This is a genomic window from Microlunatus sp. YIM B11417 (assembly GCF_059617205.1).
Genome location: NZ_JCAMPJ010000001.1, coordinates 681,653 through 696,315 on the forward strand (window position 1 = coordinate 681,653; position 14,663 = coordinate 696,315).

The window sequence follows — 14,663 nt, forward strand, 5'->3', positions numbered from 1 at the left end:
GTGCGTACGGCGTACGCAAATTGGCGGCGAAGGGAGAGGCGATGGCACGGGCGGGGACCCGGGAGTGGCTCGGGCTGGCGGCCCTGCTGCTGCCGGTGATGATCACGTCGATGGACATCTCGGTGCTCTACCTGGCGGTGCCGCGGCTGTCCGAGGACCTGCGGCCGAGCGCCGGTGAGCTGCTCTGGATCCTCGACGTGTACGGCTTCCTGCTGGCCGGCCTGCTGATCACCATGGGCAACCTGGGCGACCGGATCGGGCGCCGCCGGCTGCTGATGATCGGCGCGGCGGTGTTCGGCCTGGCCTCCGCGCTGGCGGCGTTCGCGAGCAGCCCGGAGCAGTTGATCATCGCGCGGGCCCTGATGGGGATCGGCGGCTCCACCCTGATGCCGTCGACGCTCTCGTTGATCCGCAACCTGTTCCACGACGACGGCCAGCGGGCGACCGCGATCGGCATCTGGAGCGCCGCGTTCGCCGGCGGCTCGGCACTCGGCCCGGTCGTCGGCGGCGTGCTGCTGCAGTTCCTGCCCTGGGGCTCGGTCTTCCTGATCAATCTTCCGGTCGTGCTGATCATGCTGATCGGCACCGCGATCCTGGTGCCCGAGTACCGGCACCCGCGGCCGGACCGGCTGGACCCGCTCAGCGTCGTCCTGTCGATCGGCGCGATCCTGCCGATCGTCTGGGCGATCAAGCACGCCGCGGAACGGCTCGCGTTCGACGGCTGGACCGCGCTGGCACTGCTGATCGGCGTCGCCGCGGCGTTCGGCTTCGTCCGCCGGCAGCACCGGCTCGCCACTCCGCTGGTCGATCTCGACCTGATCCGGCGGCCGGCCGTCTGCGGCTCGGTGCTCGGCGGGATGATGTCGCTGTTCGCCTTGCTGGGCGTGAATCTCTATCTGACGCAGTACCTGCAGTTGGTGCTCGGGCTGGACCCGCTGCCGGCCGCGCTGTGGACGCTGCCCGGCATGATCACCGTCGCCGCCGGTGCCGTGTTCTCGCCGAAGCTGCGGGCCCGGGTCGGGGCGCCGCGGTCCTTCCTGATCGGGTTCGCCGCGGCCGCGGCGGGCGTCGCGGTGTTGATCTTCACCCCGGACGCGGGCGGGCTGCCGGTCGTCGTCGCCGCTGAGTTGATCTTCGGCTTCGGGCTCAGCGTCGCGCTGACAATCGCGACCGACCTGGTCGTCGCGGCGGCGCCGCCGGACCGGGCCGGCGCCGCCTCGGCGATCTCGGAGACCGGCAACGAACTCGGTGCCGCGCTCGGGGTGGCCGTGCTCGGCTCGGTCGGCACCGCGCTGTACCGGGCCACCATCGACGGCGTGCTGCCGGCCGGGCTGCCCGGTCCGGTCCGGGAGGCCGCCGAGACGACCCTGGCCGGCGCCGTCGGGTCGGCCCGGGAGCTGAGCCCGGAGCTGGCGGAGACGATGATCACCGCGGCCCGCTCGGTCTTCGTCGACAGCCTGTCCGCCGTCGCGGTGTGCGGGACCGCGGTGCTGGCCGCGCTGGCCGTGCTCATCCCGCGGCTGGTCCGGCGGGCCGGATCCGTACCGGAGGAAAAGGGTGCGGCAACCGGCGGCCGGAGCGAGCTACCATCGTTCCAGCACGGCGTTGACCCGGCCATCACCGGCGAGCCTCCGGAAGAACCAGACTCTCCCGATCGCAACGGCCTACGCCGCGGGAAGCTGCAGTAGAACCGGACGGGTGGGCCCGTCACAGCCCGCGACGAGTGGTCGCCCCGGCCCGGCCGGAGCGGCAATCGAGGTGGTACCGCGGTGGTGACATCGTCCTCGGGCCTGGTGACCGAGACGAAAGACGATCATGAACTACCCGAAGGCGACCACCGGTGATCACGACCGCGTCCCGTCCAGCCTGAGCCTGCCCGAGCTGGAGGAGCGGGTGCTGGCGTACTGGAAGACGGACGACACCTTCCGCGCCTCGATCGAGCAGCGGCCCGCCGGCGACCGCGGGGCGAACGAGTTCGTCTTCTACGACGGTCCGCCGTTCGCCAACGGGCTGCCGCACTACGGGCACCTGCTCACCGGCTACGTCAAGGACGTGGTGCCGCGGTTCCAGACCATGCGCGGCCGCCGGGTGGAGCGGCGGTTCGGCTGGGACACCCACGGGCTGCCCGCCGAGCTGGAGGCGATGAGCCAGCTCGGCCTGAAGCGGCGGGACGAGATCCTCGAGCTCGGCATCGAGAAGTTCAACGCGGCGACCCGGGAGTCGGTGTTCCGCTACACCGAGGAATGGGTCCGCTACGTGACCCGGCAGGCGCGCTGGGTCGATTTCGATCATGACTACAAGACGCTCGACCGGGACTACATGGAGAGCGTGCTGTGGGGCTTCAAGACCCTGTACGACAAGGGCCTGGTGTATCAGGGCCTGCGGGTGCTGCCGTACTGCTGGAACGACGAGACGCCGCTGTCCTCGCACGAGCTGCGGATGGACGACGACGTCTACCAGGACCGCGAGGACCCGTCGGTCACGGTCGGGCTGCGACTGGAGACCGGTGAGCTGGCGCTGATCTGGACGACGACTCCGTGGACCCTGCCGTCCAACCTGGCGATCATGGTCGGACCGGCGATCGACTACGTGGTCGTCGAGGCGGGCGGTGAGCGGTACGTGATCGCCGACGCCCTGCTGGCCTCCTACCCGGAGCTGGCCGACGGCACGGTCGTCCAACGCCTGAAGGGAACCGACCTGGTCGGCCGGTCCTACACGCCGCCGTTCGACTACTTCGCCGGCCATCCAGGTGCGCACCGGATCGTCGCGGCCGACTTCGTCACCACCGACGAGGGCACCGGGCTGGTGCACAACGCCGGCGCCTTCGGCGAGGAGGACCTCGACGTCGCCCGGGCCGAAGGGATCGAGCCGGTGCTGCCGGTCGATGCCGGCGGCAGGTTCACCGCTCCCGTCGACGAGTACGCCGGGCTGCTGGTGCTGGACGCCAATCTGAAGATCATCGACGACCTGCGCGCGGGGTCGGACCGGGTGTCGGCCGGCACGGTGTTGCTGCGCAGCGCACCGTACCGGCACTCCTATCCGCACTGCTGGCGCTGCCGGAACCCCTTGATCTACAAGGCGGTGACCAGCTGGTTCGTCGCGGTGACCAAGATCAGGGACCGGATGGGCGAGCTGAACCAGCAGATCGGCTGGGTGCCCGAGCACATCAAGGACGGCCAGTTCGGCCGCTGGCTGGCCGGCGCGCGGGACTGGTCGATCAGCCGGAATCGCTTCTGGGGCAGCCCGATCCCGATCTGGGTGTCGGACGACCCGGCCCACCCGCGGATCGACGTGTACGGCTCCGTGGCCGAGCTCGAGGCCGACTTCGGGGTGCCGGTGCCGGACCTGCACCGGCCCTACATCGACCAGCTGACCCGGCCCAACCCGGACGACCCGACCGGGCGCTCCACCATGCGCCGGGTGCCGGACGTGCTGGACGTCTGGTTCGACTCCGGGTCGATGCCGTTCGCCCAGGTGCACTACCCGTTCGAGAACGCGGACTGGTTCGATGATCATTTCCCGGGCGACTTCATCGTCGAGTACGTCGGCCAGACCCGGGGCTGGTTCTACACCATGCACGTGCTGGCGACCGCGCTCTTCGACCGGCCGGCCTTCCGGAACTGCCTCAGTCACGGCATCGTGCTGGGCAGCGACGGGCAGAAGATGAGCAAGTCGCTGCGCAACTACCCCGACATCTGGGAGGTGTTCGACCGGGACGGCGCCGACGCGATGCGCTGGTTCCTGATGTCGTCGCCGATCCTGCGCGGCGGCAATCTGGTGGTCACCGAGCCGGCCATCCGCGAGGGCGTCCGGCAGGTGATCATCCCGCTCTGGAACACCTGGCACTTCTTCGCCCTGTACGCCGGTGTCGCGCGCGGCGGCCACGGCTACCAGGCCAAGATCGTCGAGGACGCCGAGCACGTCCTGGACCGCTACATCCTGGCCCGGACCCGGACGTTCGTCGCGGCGGTCGGTGATCATCTGGAGGCGCTGGACATCGCCGACGCCTGCGACGACGTCAAGGACTTCCTCGACACGTTGTCCAACTGGTATGTGCGGCGGTCCCGGGATCGCTTCTGGAACGGGGAATCCGAGGAGGCCCTGGCCGCGTTCGACACCCTCCACACGGTGCTCGAGGCCGCGGTCCGGGCGATGGCGCCGCTGCTGCCGCTGGTCGGCGAGGAGATCTGGCGCGGCCTGACCGGCGGCCGGTCGGTGCACCTGACCGACTGGCCCGATCTCGATCGACTGCCGGCCGACGACGGGCTGGTCGCGGCGATGGAACGCGCCCGGACGATCTGCTCGACCGCGTCGGCCCTGCGCAAGTCGGCGGGGCTCCGGGTTCGGCTGCCGCTGGCCCGGCTGACCGTCGTCTCCGCCGACGCCGCCTCGCTGGCCGGGCTGACCGAGGTGATCACCGCCGAGCTGAACGTCCGCGAGGTCGACCTGCTCGACCCGGCCGACGTGGATCCGGCGACGCTCGGCGTCCACCGGGAGCTGCGGGTGGACGCCCGCGCCGCCGGGCCGCGGCTCGGCCGGGACGTCCAGACGGCGATCCGGGCCAGCAAGATCGGCGACTGGTCGGTCGACGACGCCGGCCGGGTCACGGCCGGCGGGATCGCCCTGCTGGAAGGGGAGTACGCCGTGCACACTGTCGCCGACCAGGCCGGAGCCGATGATCGACGCGCCGTCGCGCTGCTGCCGGACGCCGGCTTCGTGATCTTGGAGACCGCCGTCACTCCGGACCTCGCCGCCGAGGGGCTGGCCCGCGACGTCGTACGCGCCGTGCAGCAGGCCCGCCGCGACGCCGGCCTGGAGATCACCGACCGGATCGAGCTCACCCTGGCCGGTGATCACGACGTCCGGGCGGCGATCCAGACCCACCGGGACCTGATCGTCGCCGAGACCCTGACCGACCGGCTCACCGTCACCGAGCCGACCGGCAACGACACCGTGGAGGTCGGCGAGGGCCAGCGACTCGGCGTCACCGTCGTGCAGCTGTGAGAGCCTTGTCTGCGGAGGTGGAGCCATGGGTGACATCACGATCCACGATCTGCCCGCCGACGCCGAGCAACGACTGCGGCAGCGCGCGGCCGCGCATGGCCGCTTGGTGGAAGCCGAGGCTCGCGCGATCCTCCTCGATGCCCTCGACGCCACAGAGCGCGAGGAACGGACCTGGATCTGGGCGCTGAAGGCGGCCGGTGATGAATCCGGTGGAGTCGAACTGCCGGTGCCTGAAGCCTGAGCCTCCTCACCCCTTCTCGGCCAGCACCAGCAGGTACTCCCACGGCATGGCCCCGCCGGACAGGAAGCGGGCCACCAGGTCGTCGATCTCCCGGTCCAGGGCGGCGGTGCGGTCCGGGTCGTCGGCGATCGCCCGGTAGACGGCGATGGTCGGGCCGTAGTTCTCCTTGAAGTACGTCCGGAAGGCCGGCCCGTCCTCGAAATGATCAACGATCAGCTCCTGCCGGCGCAGCCGCAGGTCGCGGACCCGGTCGCCGAAGAGCTCCCGGAGATGATCTTCGTCGCCCCAGCGCGGCGGCGGCTCGACACCGGGCGGCGGCGCCGGCGCGTACGGCTTCATGGTGGCGAACAGCTGTCCGATGAAGCCCTCCGGCGTCCAGTTGATCATGGCGATCCGGCCGCCGGGCCGGCAGACGCGGAGCAGTTCGTCGGCGGTGCGCCGGTGGTGCGGGGCGAACATGGCGCCGATGCAGGACAGCACGATGTCGTACGCGTCGTCCGGGAACGGCAGCGCTTCGACGTCGGCCTCCCGCCAGGTCAGCGCGACGCCCTCGGCCTCGGCGGCCGCCCGGCCGACGGCGAGCAGCTCCGGGGTGAGGTCGGAGGCGGTCACGTCGGCGCCGGTACGGGCGGCCGGGATGGCGGCGTTGCCGGTCCCGGCCCCGGCGTCGAGCACCCGGTCGCCGGCCGTCACGGCGGCGGCCTCGACGAGCACCGGGCCGAGCGGGGCGACCAGGTCGACCGCGACGGACGGGTAGTCGCCCAGCGCCCACAGGGCTCGGTGCTTGGCCTTGAGCGCCTGATCGGCGTCGGTGGGTGACGTGGTGGTTGTGTTCATGCGTTCCCCCTGGGGATCGATTCGTTCCTGACCGCACCAGGGTCCGGCCGCCGGCGCCGCCGTTCCAGTGCTGGATCTGTACCGGCCGCGGTTCTCGATCTGTACCGAAAGGCCCTGGTGGCGGCGTGGTTCGCGAGGCTCTACTGGTGGCGTCCGAACGGAAGGACGGGGAGACGATGACGTCGTACGGGCAGTTCTGTCCCATCGCCAAGGCGATGGAGGTGCTGGACGAGCGGTGGACGCTGCTGGTGATCCGGGAACTGCTGCTCGGCAGCACCCGGTTCAACGAGCTCCGCCGCGGCGTCCCGAAGATGTCGCCGGCCCTCCTGTCGAAGCGGCTCCGCTCGCTGACCCGGGCCGGCATCGTGGCCCGGACCCCGGCCGGCTACAGCCTCACGCCGTGCGGGGCGGAACTGGTCGACGTGGTCACCGCGCTCGGTGTCTGGGGCACTCGCTGGATCGGCGAGCTGGGCGAGGCCGACCTCGATCCGCATCTGCTGCTCTGGGACATGCGGCGCACGGTGCCGGTCTCCGCCTGGCCGCGCGCCCGGACCACCGTCGCGATCCGGTTCGACGACATCCCGCGGGCGACCGCCTGGTGGCTGGTCGTCGCCGGTGACGAGGCGGACCTGTGCGACTACGACCCGGGCTTCGACGTCACGGTCACGGTCCGGACCGGATTGGGCACGCTGACCCGGATCTGGCGCGGCGACCTGTCCTGGGAGTCCGCGTTGCGGGCCGGCCGGGTGACCCTGGACGGCCCCGAGCACGCCCGCCGCGCGCTGCCGACCTGGATCGGCCAGAGCACGCTCGCGGCCACGCCTCGCCCCCTGGTGTCCTGACACCACTAGGATCAGCGCCGATGAAGAAGCCCAACCCGGCGCTGGTGATCCTGACCGCCCTCTGGCGGGTCGGCATCGCCGTCTGCGCGTTCTCCGGCTGGTGGATCTACGGCCACGACCCGGCGGAGCTGCCGTTCCTCACCCAGAGCGGCAACCTGCTGGTGGCGATCGTCTACCTCGGCCTGGCCTTCTATTACCCGATCGCCAGTTTCGCGCTGGGCCGCGAGCCCGGCCGGGGCAAGCTCCGCGGCGCGATGACGCTGCTGCTGGTCATCGTCGGCTGCACCTACGTCGGCGTGATGGGCGGCGATCTCGAGGACCCGAAGGACCTGCTGACCCACGTGGTCACGCCGCTGCTGGTGTTCCTCGACTGGTGCTTCGTCGGCCGCAGCCAGAACCGGGCCCGGTGGTGGCACCCGTTCGTCTGGATCGTCATCCCGGCACTGTGGCTGATCGGCTACTCGCTGACCGGCGGCTACTCCTGGGTGCGCGGCGGCAGCCCGCTCTACAGCTTCGCCAACCCGAACCGGGGCAGCTACCCGATGATCCTGCTCGGGCTGGTGGTGGCCTCGCTCGCCGCGGCGTTCCTGCTGTACGGGATCGCGAAGCTCAAGAACGTCCTGTCCCGGGCGATCCGGGGGCCCGAACAGCCGGCCCAGCAGCAACAGCGGCCGCCGCTCCCGCACCGGCAACCACCCCAGCAGCCGTGGGCCGGGCCGCCGCAGCCGCCGGGGACGTACCAGCCGATCCCGCAACAGCCGGCGACCTATCAGCCGGTCCCGGGCCAGCAGCCCTATCCGCCCGGACCGCCGCCCCAGCAGGGTTTTCCGCCGCACCAGGGCTACCCGCCCGTACCGCAGCAGCCCGGGCCCTACCCGCCCGGGCCGCCGCAGCAGGGCTACGGGCAGCCGCCGCCGCGAGGCTGACTCAGGCCAGCGCCCGGCCGACGGAGGCGACCTGCTCGTCGGTCAGGATGATCTTGCCCGCCCGGGCGTTGGACTCCAGCTGGTCGACGTTGGAGGAGCTCGGGATCTGCGGGCCCATCCCCGGCAGCGTCAACAGGTACGCCAGCGCCAGCTGGCTCACCTCGAGGTCCCACTCCTTCGCCAGCCCGGCCAGCGCCCGCACCTTGTCCAGGCTGCCCGCGATCGCCTCCAGCGACCCCTCGTCGTGCAGCCGGTCGCCGGCGCCGACCTTGGCCGGGTCCAGGTAGCGGCCGGTCAGCAGGCCACGCCCGAGCGGCGAGTACGGCACATAGGAGATCGCGTTCTCGGCGCAGAACTTGAGCACTCCGGCATGGTTGTCGGTCTCGCCGTCGACCGGGTTGTACTGGTTCTGCACCGCGACCGGCCGGCACCGCCGCGAGATCTGGCCGGCCGCGTCGACCAGCTCGGTCAGCTCGTCGACGGAGAAGTTGGACACCGCGAGGTAGCGGATCTTGCCCGCCCGGACCAGGTCGTCGATGGTCTCCAGGCTCTCCTCGACCGGAGTGCTCGGGTCCGGCCGGTGGAAGTAGAGGACGTCCAGGTAGTCCAGCTGCAGCCGGGCCAGGGACGCGTCCAGCGCGTCGATGATCGCGCCGCGGGACAGCCCGCAGTGGTTCGGCGTGTAGCCGTCCATGCCGCCGTGCACCTTGGAGGCGAGCACGACGTTGCGGCGCTGGTCGGGATTGGCCCGGAACCAGCGGCCGATGATCCGCTCCGAGTTGCCGGAGCCGTTGTTGTAGCGGTTCGCGGTGTCCCAGAACGTGACGCCCAGCTCGATCGAGCGGTCCAGGATCTCGAAGCTGCCCGGCCCGTCCACCCGGGACCCGTCACCGGTGTCGGGGTAGCCGAACTTCCAGGTGCCCAGCCCGATCGACGCGGCCGACAGGCCGGAGCCGCCGAGCTTGCGGTACGGCATCTGATGGAAGCTGTCCATCGCGTACGGGACGTCGTAACGGTCGGGCCTGGGTGTGAGGTGATCCATGGCCATGATCTTCACCGATCGCGAAATGACCCGGCCAGTCGGGGGTCCGCCCGCTGGTCAGCCGTTGAGCGCGGTGATCGTGACGAACAGCGAGATCGCGAACAGGGCCAGCGCGGCCAGCCCGATCAGGACGTAGAACAACGCGGGTCGCTGGGTCTCGCCGGGGTCGCTGTCGGCCGCGGGGGTCGGAGACTGCTCGACGTACTGCTGCTGCGGCTGTTGCTGCAGGTACGGGTTCGGCGGGTAGCTCGGCGGCTGGGTGCCCGGCAGCTGGGTGCCCGGTGACTGGTAGCCGTAGGCCTGCTGCTGGTAGGACGGCGGCTGTCCGGAACCGGGCGGGCCGATCATGCTGGTCGGGCTGCCGCCGGACTGCACCGGCGGCGTCGTGCCCGGGCTGTGCGGCGTGGCACCGGGCCCCGGCGGGGTGGTGCCCGGGCTGTGCGGCGACGGATTCTGCAGGTACGCGGTCGCCGGCGACGGCCGCAGCGTCGTGGAGTCGGGCAGCGGGCTGACCTCGGCGGACGCGGAGTGCATCTGGTCGGCGATGCTGTCCAGCGCCTGCGCCAGCACGTCCGCCGACGGCGGCCGGCGCTGCGGATCCGTGGACAGGCCGGACACCATCAGGGCGTCCAGGATCGGCGGCGCACCCAGTCGGTCGGCGATCGGCTCCGGGTTGGCCTGCGGGCCGCGGCCGAGGATGTCGGCCAGCGAGCGCACCTTGAACGGCGGCTCGCCGGTCAGCATCGCGTACGTCAGCGCGGTCAGCGAGTAGATGTCGGCCCGGTGGTCCAGCGTGCCGATCCCGGTGGCCTGCTCCATCGCCATGTACGAGGGCGTACCGGCCGTCATCGTCGCCCCGGCCGCGTCGATCATCGACTTGGCCACGCCGAGATCGGCGATCAGGACCAGGGTCTCGCCGTTGCCTCCCCGGCTGATCAGCAGGTTCCCCGGCGTGACGTCGCGGTGGATGATGTCGTTGTCGTGCAGGACCTGGAGTGCCCGGCAGCCCTCGGCACACAGCCGCAGCGCGCGCTCCGGTTCGACCCGCTGCTTCCGCAGGTCGTCCAGCGAGCCGCCGTCGATGAAGTCCATCACGAAGTACGGGCGGCCGTCGTCCAGGGTGCCGATGTCGTACACCTGGACGATCCGCTTGTCCCGGATCTTGCGCATGATCCGGGCCTCGGCGAGGAAACGCTGCCGGACGTCCTCGTTGGCCGACCAGTTCTCGGCCAGCACCTTGATGGCGACCGGAACGTCGAGGCTGTCGTCGTGGCCCAGGTACACGGTCGCGAAGGACCCGGCGCCGAGGCGCCGGACCAGGCGGTAGCGACCGATCGTCTCCATCGTGAACATTCTTGCCCAAGGACGCGTCACGTGGGCCGACGGCTCCCCGTCCGTGCGTGTCGCGTGCCAGGAGGGTGGTGTCGAACGGTGACCTACGGCGCGGCACCCGGGCACGCGCCTCGCGGCGCGCGAGTCGCTCGCGCTACGGCCCGGTAGCCCTTCACTCCTCGCGCACCCCGAGGCACGCACCCGGGCACCTGCTCGCTACGGCCACCGTTCGACACCACCCTCCTAGGGCTCTGCTCAGGCGGTCTCGACGGGCAGCTCGGGGCGGTTGGACCACTGGGACCAGGACCCGGGGTAGAGGACCGGCCGGTAGCCGGCCACGGTCAGCGCCGCCGCGGCGTGCGAGGCGGTGATCCCGGAGCCGCAGTAGACGGCGACCTCGGCGCCGTCCGGCAGGCCGAGGGCGGCATAGCGCTCGCGCAGCGCGGCCGGGGCCAGGAAGTGCTGGTCCGGCCCGAGGTTCTCGCCGGTCGGCGCGTTCAGGGCACCCGGGATGTGACCGGCGCGCGGGTCGATCGGCTCGGTCTCGCCGCGGTAGCGCTCGGCGGCCCGGACGTCGATCAGCCGGCCCCGGTCGGCGAAGCCGGTGACGTGGTCCAGGTCGGTGGTCGGCAGCGCGCCGTACGCGAGGGTGACCGAGCCCGGGTCCGGCGTGACGTCCCCGGACTCGGTCGGCAGCCCGGCGGCGACCCAGCCGGCCAGGGCGCCGTCGAGGATCCGGACGTCGGTCAGGCCGGCGTGCCGGAGCAGCCACCAGGCCCGGGCCGCGGCCAGGTTGCCGGCGTCGTCGTAGACCACGATGGCCGAGTCGTCGTCGACGCCCCAGCCGCGGGCGGCCTGCTGCAGCACCGCGAGGTCCGGCAGCGGATGCCGGCCGTCGGCCGCGGTGGGCGGCGCGGCCAGTTGTTGATCAAGGTCGACGTACACGGCGCCGGGCAGATGCCGCTCCCGGTAGGCCGGCCGCCCGTCCGGTTCGGCCAGCGTCCAGCGGACGTCGAGCAGCACCGGACGGCGGTCGGAGGAGGCCAGGGCCTCGGTCAGCTCGCCCGCGGTGATCAAGATCTCGGTGTTCGTACCCACCTCACTAGGCTAGGGCGCGTGAGTAATGACATCCCGGTCGGCTCCCCGCCCGTCCCGCCCGGCCGCCATGCGGCGCCCGGCGGCTGGTATCCGGATCCGGTCGATCCGGCCCGGGAACGGTACTGGGACGGCTGGCAGTGGTCGCGGAACACGCGCGAGGCCGAGGTGCCGCCACCGCCCGCTCCGCAACCGGGTCTCCCGGTCCAGGGCCCGCCGCAGGGTTACCCGCAGCAACAGGGTTACCCACCACAGCAGGGTTACCCGCAGCAGCCAGGCATGCCGCAGCAGTACGGGATGCCGCAGCCCATGCCGGCCGGAGCTCAGCCGGTGCTGCGGACCGCGGACGGTGTCGAGGTGTCCGGCTGGTGGTACCGGGTGCTGGCCGTGGTGATCGACTGGCTGATCTTCACGGTGGTCTCGGGCCTGGTCTCGATCCCGATCTACCTGCGGATGGTGCCGGCGTTCCAGGCGCTGTTCGAGGAGTCGATGCGGGCGGCCGAACAGGGCCGGATCATGCCGCTGACCGACACCACCCGGCTCATCCCGCCGGGTGATCAACTGCTGCTCACGGTGATCGCGATCGGCGTCGGCCTGCTCTACCACGGATTCTTCCTGCGCTGGCGGGGCGCGACGCCGGGCAAGCTGGTCGTCGGGCTGCGGGTGGTGCCGCTCGACGAGGGCCGGTTCACCGGGCACCTGCCCTGGCGCGCGGTGATCCTGCGGACCTTGATCTGGGTGCTGCCGGGCGTCGCGGCGGTGCTGGCGATCTTCCAGTTGATCGACGTCCTGGTGCCGCTCGGCCATCCCAAGAAGCAGGCGCTCCATGATCTTGCCGCGGGCACCCAGGTGATCAAGAAACTGCCCGGAACCTGATCAACGTTTGATCACGAGGCGGCGGCCGCCAGTTCCCGGTGCTGCTGCGGACTGATCCCGCGCTCTCGTTTGAAGGCGGCACTGAGCGCGAACGCCGTCGCGTAGCCGACCCGGCGCGCCACGGCTTCCAGGGTCAGGCCCGGCTGACAGACCAGATCGGCGGCCAGGGCCAGCCGCCAGCCCGTCAGGTACGCCATCGGCGGCTCGCCGACCAGGTCGGAGAACCGGCGGGCCAGCACCGCCCGGGAGACGCCGACCTCCTTGGCCAGCGCGGCCACCGTCCACGGGTGCTCCGGCGCGTGCTGGAGCAGCCGCAGCGCCTTGCCGACCACGGGGTCGCCCTGGGCCCGGTACCAGGCCGGGGCCTTGTCCCGCTGTCGGCCGAACCAGGTGCGCAGGACCGCGATCACCAGCGCGTCCAGCAGCCGGTCCAGCATCGCCCGCTGGCCCGGTCCGTCCCGGTTGGACTCGTGGGCGATCAGCGAGACCAGCGGTGAGTCCCACTCCTCGCGGCGCACCGCGAGCAGCGGCGGCAGCGCGGCCAGCAGGGCTCGGCTGACCTCGCCGGCGCGCTCGTAGCTGGCGGTCAGCAGCACGGTTGCGCCGTCGGCGTGCTCGCCCCAGGTCCGGATGCCGAGGTTCCATTCATCCACCAGCGACCGGCCGTCCGCGGCGTCGGTGCAGCGCTGGCCGGGGTAGACGATCACCGAGGGCTCGGTGTCGGGGTGGTCGGCGACGGTGTAGTGCCCGCCGCCGGTCGCCACCGCGATGTCACCGGGGACCAGCCGGACCGCGTCGCCGTCGGGCGGCACGATCCAGGCCCAGCCGGCGATCGGGGCGACGACCGTGAGCGGTGATTCGTCCTCGATCCGGATCGACCAGGGCGGGCTCATGATCGACCGCAGCAGGAAGGCGCTCCGGGCGCGTGGCCCGTCCAGCAACCCGTCGAGCATGTCCATGATGGTCACCGTTCCTGGTGGGAGTTGATCAGTACGATAGCCCGGGCGCCTTGTGCAGCGAGGATTCGTCGGTCAGCCGGCCGACCAGGTAGTCCGCGACATCGGCCCGCGAGATCTTCAGGGTGAGTTCCGCCCGGGTGTCGAAGTCGTGCTGGTAGACCCCGGTCCGCGGGCCGTCGGTGAAGGCGGCCGGCCGGACGATCGTCCAGTCCAGGCCGCTCTCCCGGACGGCGGCCTCCTGGAGCTCGTGGTCGGCGTACGCCTTGCGCAGCAGCAGCCCGAACATCACGGAGCGCCACCAGAAGTTCAGGTGCGGCCGGCTGTCCCCGGCGCCGAGGGTGGACTGGCAGATCAGCCGGCGGACGCCGGCCAGGCGCATCGCTTCGATGACCGCGATCGTGCCGGCGGAGCGGACCCCGCCCTTGGCCCCGCCGCCGAGCGCGACGATCACGGCATCCGTGCCGGCCAGTGCCGGGGCGAGCTGGGCGGGGTCGAGCGGGTCGGCCTCGACCACGGTGAGCCGCTCGGCCCGGGTGCTGATCTTGGTGCGGTCCCGGGTCACGGCGGTGACGGCATGGCCGGCGTCGAGGGCCTGCTGGACGACCAGTCGGCCGACGGTTCCGGTGGCTCCGATGACGGTGACGTTCATGATCCTGCTCCTTCGATCGTTCTGGCTTGGTGTCTCCAGTACACGGTCTGCGGAGCGCCGGAACCATCGTTCTGAGTCTCGACGGCATGCGTGATCGTCTCGACTTTGAAGTCGAGTGCGTATGGTGTTGGTCAATCGGCGGTGGCCCAGCCCCGGTCGGCCAGGCCCTGCGCGACCGCTGCCGGCGCGGCGACCTCGATCCCGAGCAGCCGACGCCGGAGCCGTCGGCCCTGGTCCGGGTCCGGCGGGCCGTCCAGAGGTGCGGTCCCGTCCACGATCCCGGTCATGATCATGATCAACTCGGCGGCGCGGTCGGCGGACCCGACCGGCCCGGTGATCACGAACGGGACGTCGGCCTCGATCAACGCCTCGACCCGGTCCGTGATCTCGCCCTCGTCGCGTACCGCGGCCGAGAGCCCCTCCACCTCGGCTGTCTCGACCGCCCGCTGCCAGCCCGGCGCGTCCGGGATCTCGATCATGACCGTGACCTCGGGCTCCAGCTCCCGCGCCGCGACGGCGACCCGGGCCGCCGCCCCGGCAAGATCATCGAGATCACGCAGCCCGGTCCGGACACCGGTCAGCCGCAGCCGTTCGAACCGCCGCCGGGCCAGCGCGAGCAAACCGCCGGCCCCACCCGTGTTGATCACCCGACAGGGCACCGGACCCTCGGTCTGCAGCCCGCGTTCCACCGCAGTGAGCCGGTCGTCGGTCAGCACCAGGGACCCGATCATCGCAGCGTGTGGCGCGTCGAGCCGCGCCTGCCACGCCGGCGCCGCGTCGGTGCGTGATGCGTCGTCAAACAGCCCGTTCAGCCAGGAATCACCCATCCGGTCACGGTAACGGCTCGCGCCCGTGGGTTC

Annotated in this window: 13 protein-coding genes; 6 read left to right on the forward strand and 7 right to left on the reverse strand. The window is 71.6% G+C overall.

The window, feature by feature from the left end; all coding sequences use genetic code 11:
• The first annotated feature begins 41 nt into the window (after positions 1–41).
• From AC6CCG_RS03310 to AC6CCG_RS03320, 3 genes are all read left to right on the forward strand, one after another.
• Positions 42–1,688: an MFS transporter gene (locus tag AC6CCG_RS03310; protein ID WP_496653022.1), complete on the forward strand. Its 1,647-nt coding sequence runs from the start codon at positions 42–44 to the stop codon at positions 1,686–1,688.
• Between the two features lie 127 nt (positions 1,689–1,815).
• The gene (ileS, locus tag AC6CCG_RS03315; protein WP_496653023.1) at positions 1,816–5,004 is read left to right on the forward strand and encodes an isoleucine--tRNA ligase; all 3,189 of its coding nucleotides are present in this window, start codon (positions 1,816–1,818) and stop codon (positions 5,002–5,004) included.
• Between the two features lie 25 nt (positions 5,005–5,029).
• Positions 5,030–5,245 (forward strand): FitA-like ribbon-helix-helix domain-containing protein, encoded by a 216-nt coding sequence (locus AC6CCG_RS03320; protein ID WP_496653024.1) that lies wholly within the window; start codon positions 5,030–5,032, stop codon positions 5,243–5,245.
• Positions 5,246–5,251: 6 nt separating this feature from the next.
• Here the strand turns inward: AC6CCG_RS03320 and AC6CCG_RS03325 are convergent, their stop codons facing one another.
• Entirely contained in the window at positions 5,252–6,082 is an 831-nt protein-coding gene (locus tag AC6CCG_RS03325; RefSeq protein ID WP_496653025.1) for a class I SAM-dependent methyltransferase, read from the reverse strand.
• A gap of 146 nt (positions 6,083–6,228) precedes the next feature.
• Between AC6CCG_RS03325 and AC6CCG_RS03330 the strand changes: the two genes are divergently transcribed.
• Positions 6,229–6,924 (forward strand): winged helix-turn-helix transcriptional regulator, encoded by a 696-nt coding sequence (locus AC6CCG_RS03330; RefSeq protein WP_496653026.1) that lies wholly within the window; start codon positions 6,229–6,231, stop codon positions 6,922–6,924.
• A 20-nt stretch (positions 6,925–6,944) separates the two neighbouring features.
• Complete coding sequence (locus AC6CCG_RS03335; RefSeq protein ID WP_496653027.1) at positions 6,945–7,850, forward strand: Pr6Pr family membrane protein; 906 nt, start codon at positions 6,945–6,947, stop codon at positions 7,848–7,850.
• A gap of 1 nt (position 7,851) precedes the next feature.
• Here the strand turns inward: AC6CCG_RS03335 and AC6CCG_RS03340 are convergent, their stop codons facing one another.
• The 3 genes from AC6CCG_RS03340 to AC6CCG_RS03350 all read right to left on the reverse strand — a co-directional run bounded on the left by AC6CCG_RS03340 (position 7,852) and on the right by AC6CCG_RS03350 (position 11,322).
• Positions 7,852–8,892 (reverse strand): aldo/keto reductase, encoded by a 1,041-nt coding sequence (locus AC6CCG_RS03340; protein WP_496653028.1) that lies wholly within the window; start codon positions 8,890–8,892, stop codon positions 7,852–7,854.
• Positions 8,893–8,949: 57 nt separating this feature from the next.
• Entirely contained in the window at positions 8,950–10,236 is a 1,287-nt protein-coding gene (locus AC6CCG_RS03345) for a serine/threonine-protein kinase (protein WP_496653029.1), read from the reverse strand.
• 243 nt (positions 10,237–10,479) lie between these two features.
• Positions 10,480–11,322, reverse strand: a complete 843-nt coding sequence (locus tag AC6CCG_RS03350; protein WP_496653030.1) for a sulfurtransferase — start codon at positions 11,320–11,322, stop codon at positions 10,480–10,482.
• 18 nt (positions 11,323–11,340) lie between these two features.
• On the opposite strand from AC6CCG_RS03350, the gene AC6CCG_RS03355 reads away from it, so the two are divergent.
• Entirely contained in the window at positions 11,341–12,195 is an 855-nt protein-coding gene (locus AC6CCG_RS03355) for an RDD family protein (protein WP_496653031.1), read from the forward strand.
• An 11-nt stretch (positions 12,196–12,206) separates the two neighbouring features.
• On the opposite strand, the gene AC6CCG_RS03360 is transcribed toward AC6CCG_RS03355, so the two are convergent.
• The 3 genes from AC6CCG_RS03360 to AC6CCG_RS03370 all read right to left on the reverse strand — a co-directional run bounded on the left by AC6CCG_RS03360 (position 12,207) and on the right by AC6CCG_RS03370 (position 14,630).
• The gene (locus AC6CCG_RS03360; RefSeq protein ID WP_496653032.1) at positions 12,207–13,154 is read right to left on the reverse strand and encodes an AraC family transcriptional regulator; all 948 of its coding nucleotides are present in this window, start codon (positions 13,152–13,154) and stop codon (positions 12,207–12,209) included.
• Between the two features lie 28 nt (positions 13,155–13,182).
• Positions 13,183–13,803 carry an NAD(P)-dependent oxidoreductase gene (locus tag AC6CCG_RS03365; RefSeq protein ID WP_496653033.1) on the reverse strand — a complete coding sequence of 207 codons (621 nt, stop codon included), beginning with the start codon at positions 13,801–13,803 and terminating at the stop codon, positions 13,183–13,185.
• 131 nt (positions 13,804–13,934) lie between these two features.
• Positions 13,935–14,630, reverse strand: a complete 696-nt coding sequence (locus AC6CCG_RS03370; RefSeq protein WP_496653034.1) for a hypothetical protein — start codon at positions 14,628–14,630, stop codon at positions 13,935–13,937.
• Positions 14,631–14,663: the final 33 nt, after the last annotated feature.

Bases quoted from the DNA above. Each gene is read 5' to 3' on its own strand.
- AC6CCG_RS03365 (WP_496653033.1), bottom strand. From the start codon at position 13,803: ATGAACGTCACCGTCATCGGAGCCACCGGAACCGTCGGCCGACTGGTC.
- ileS (WP_496653023.1), top strand. From the start codon at position 1,816: ATGAACTACCCGAAGGCGACCACCGGTGATCACGACCGCGTCCCGTCC.
- AC6CCG_RS03360 (WP_496653032.1), bottom strand. From the start codon at position 13,154: ATGGACATGCTCGACGGGTTGCTGGACGGGCCACGCGCCCGGAGCGCC.
- AC6CCG_RS03320 (WP_496653024.1), top strand. From the start codon at position 5,030: ATGGGTGACATCACGATCCACGATCTGCCCGCCGACGCCGAGCAACGA.
- AC6CCG_RS03325 (WP_496653025.1), bottom strand. From the start codon at position 6,082: ATGAACACAACCACCACGTCACCCACCGACGCCGATCAGGCGCTCAAG.
- AC6CCG_RS03340 (WP_496653028.1), bottom strand. From the start codon at position 8,892: ATGGATCACCTCACACCCAGGCCCGACCGTTACGACGTCCCGTACGCG.
- AC6CCG_RS03370 (WP_496653034.1), bottom strand. From the start codon at position 14,630: ATGGGTGATTCCTGGCTGAACGGGCTGTTTGACGACGCATCACGCACC.
- AC6CCG_RS03335 (WP_496653027.1), top strand. From the start codon at position 6,945: ATGAAGAAGCCCAACCCGGCGCTGGTGATCCTGACCGCCCTCTGGCGG.
- AC6CCG_RS03310 (WP_496653022.1), top strand. From the start codon at position 42: ATGGCACGGGCGGGGACCCGGGAGTGGCTCGGGCTGGCGGCCCTGCTG.
- AC6CCG_RS03345 (WP_496653029.1), bottom strand. From the start codon at position 10,236: ATGGAGACGATCGGTCGCTACCGCCTGGTCCGGCGCCTCGGCGCCGGG.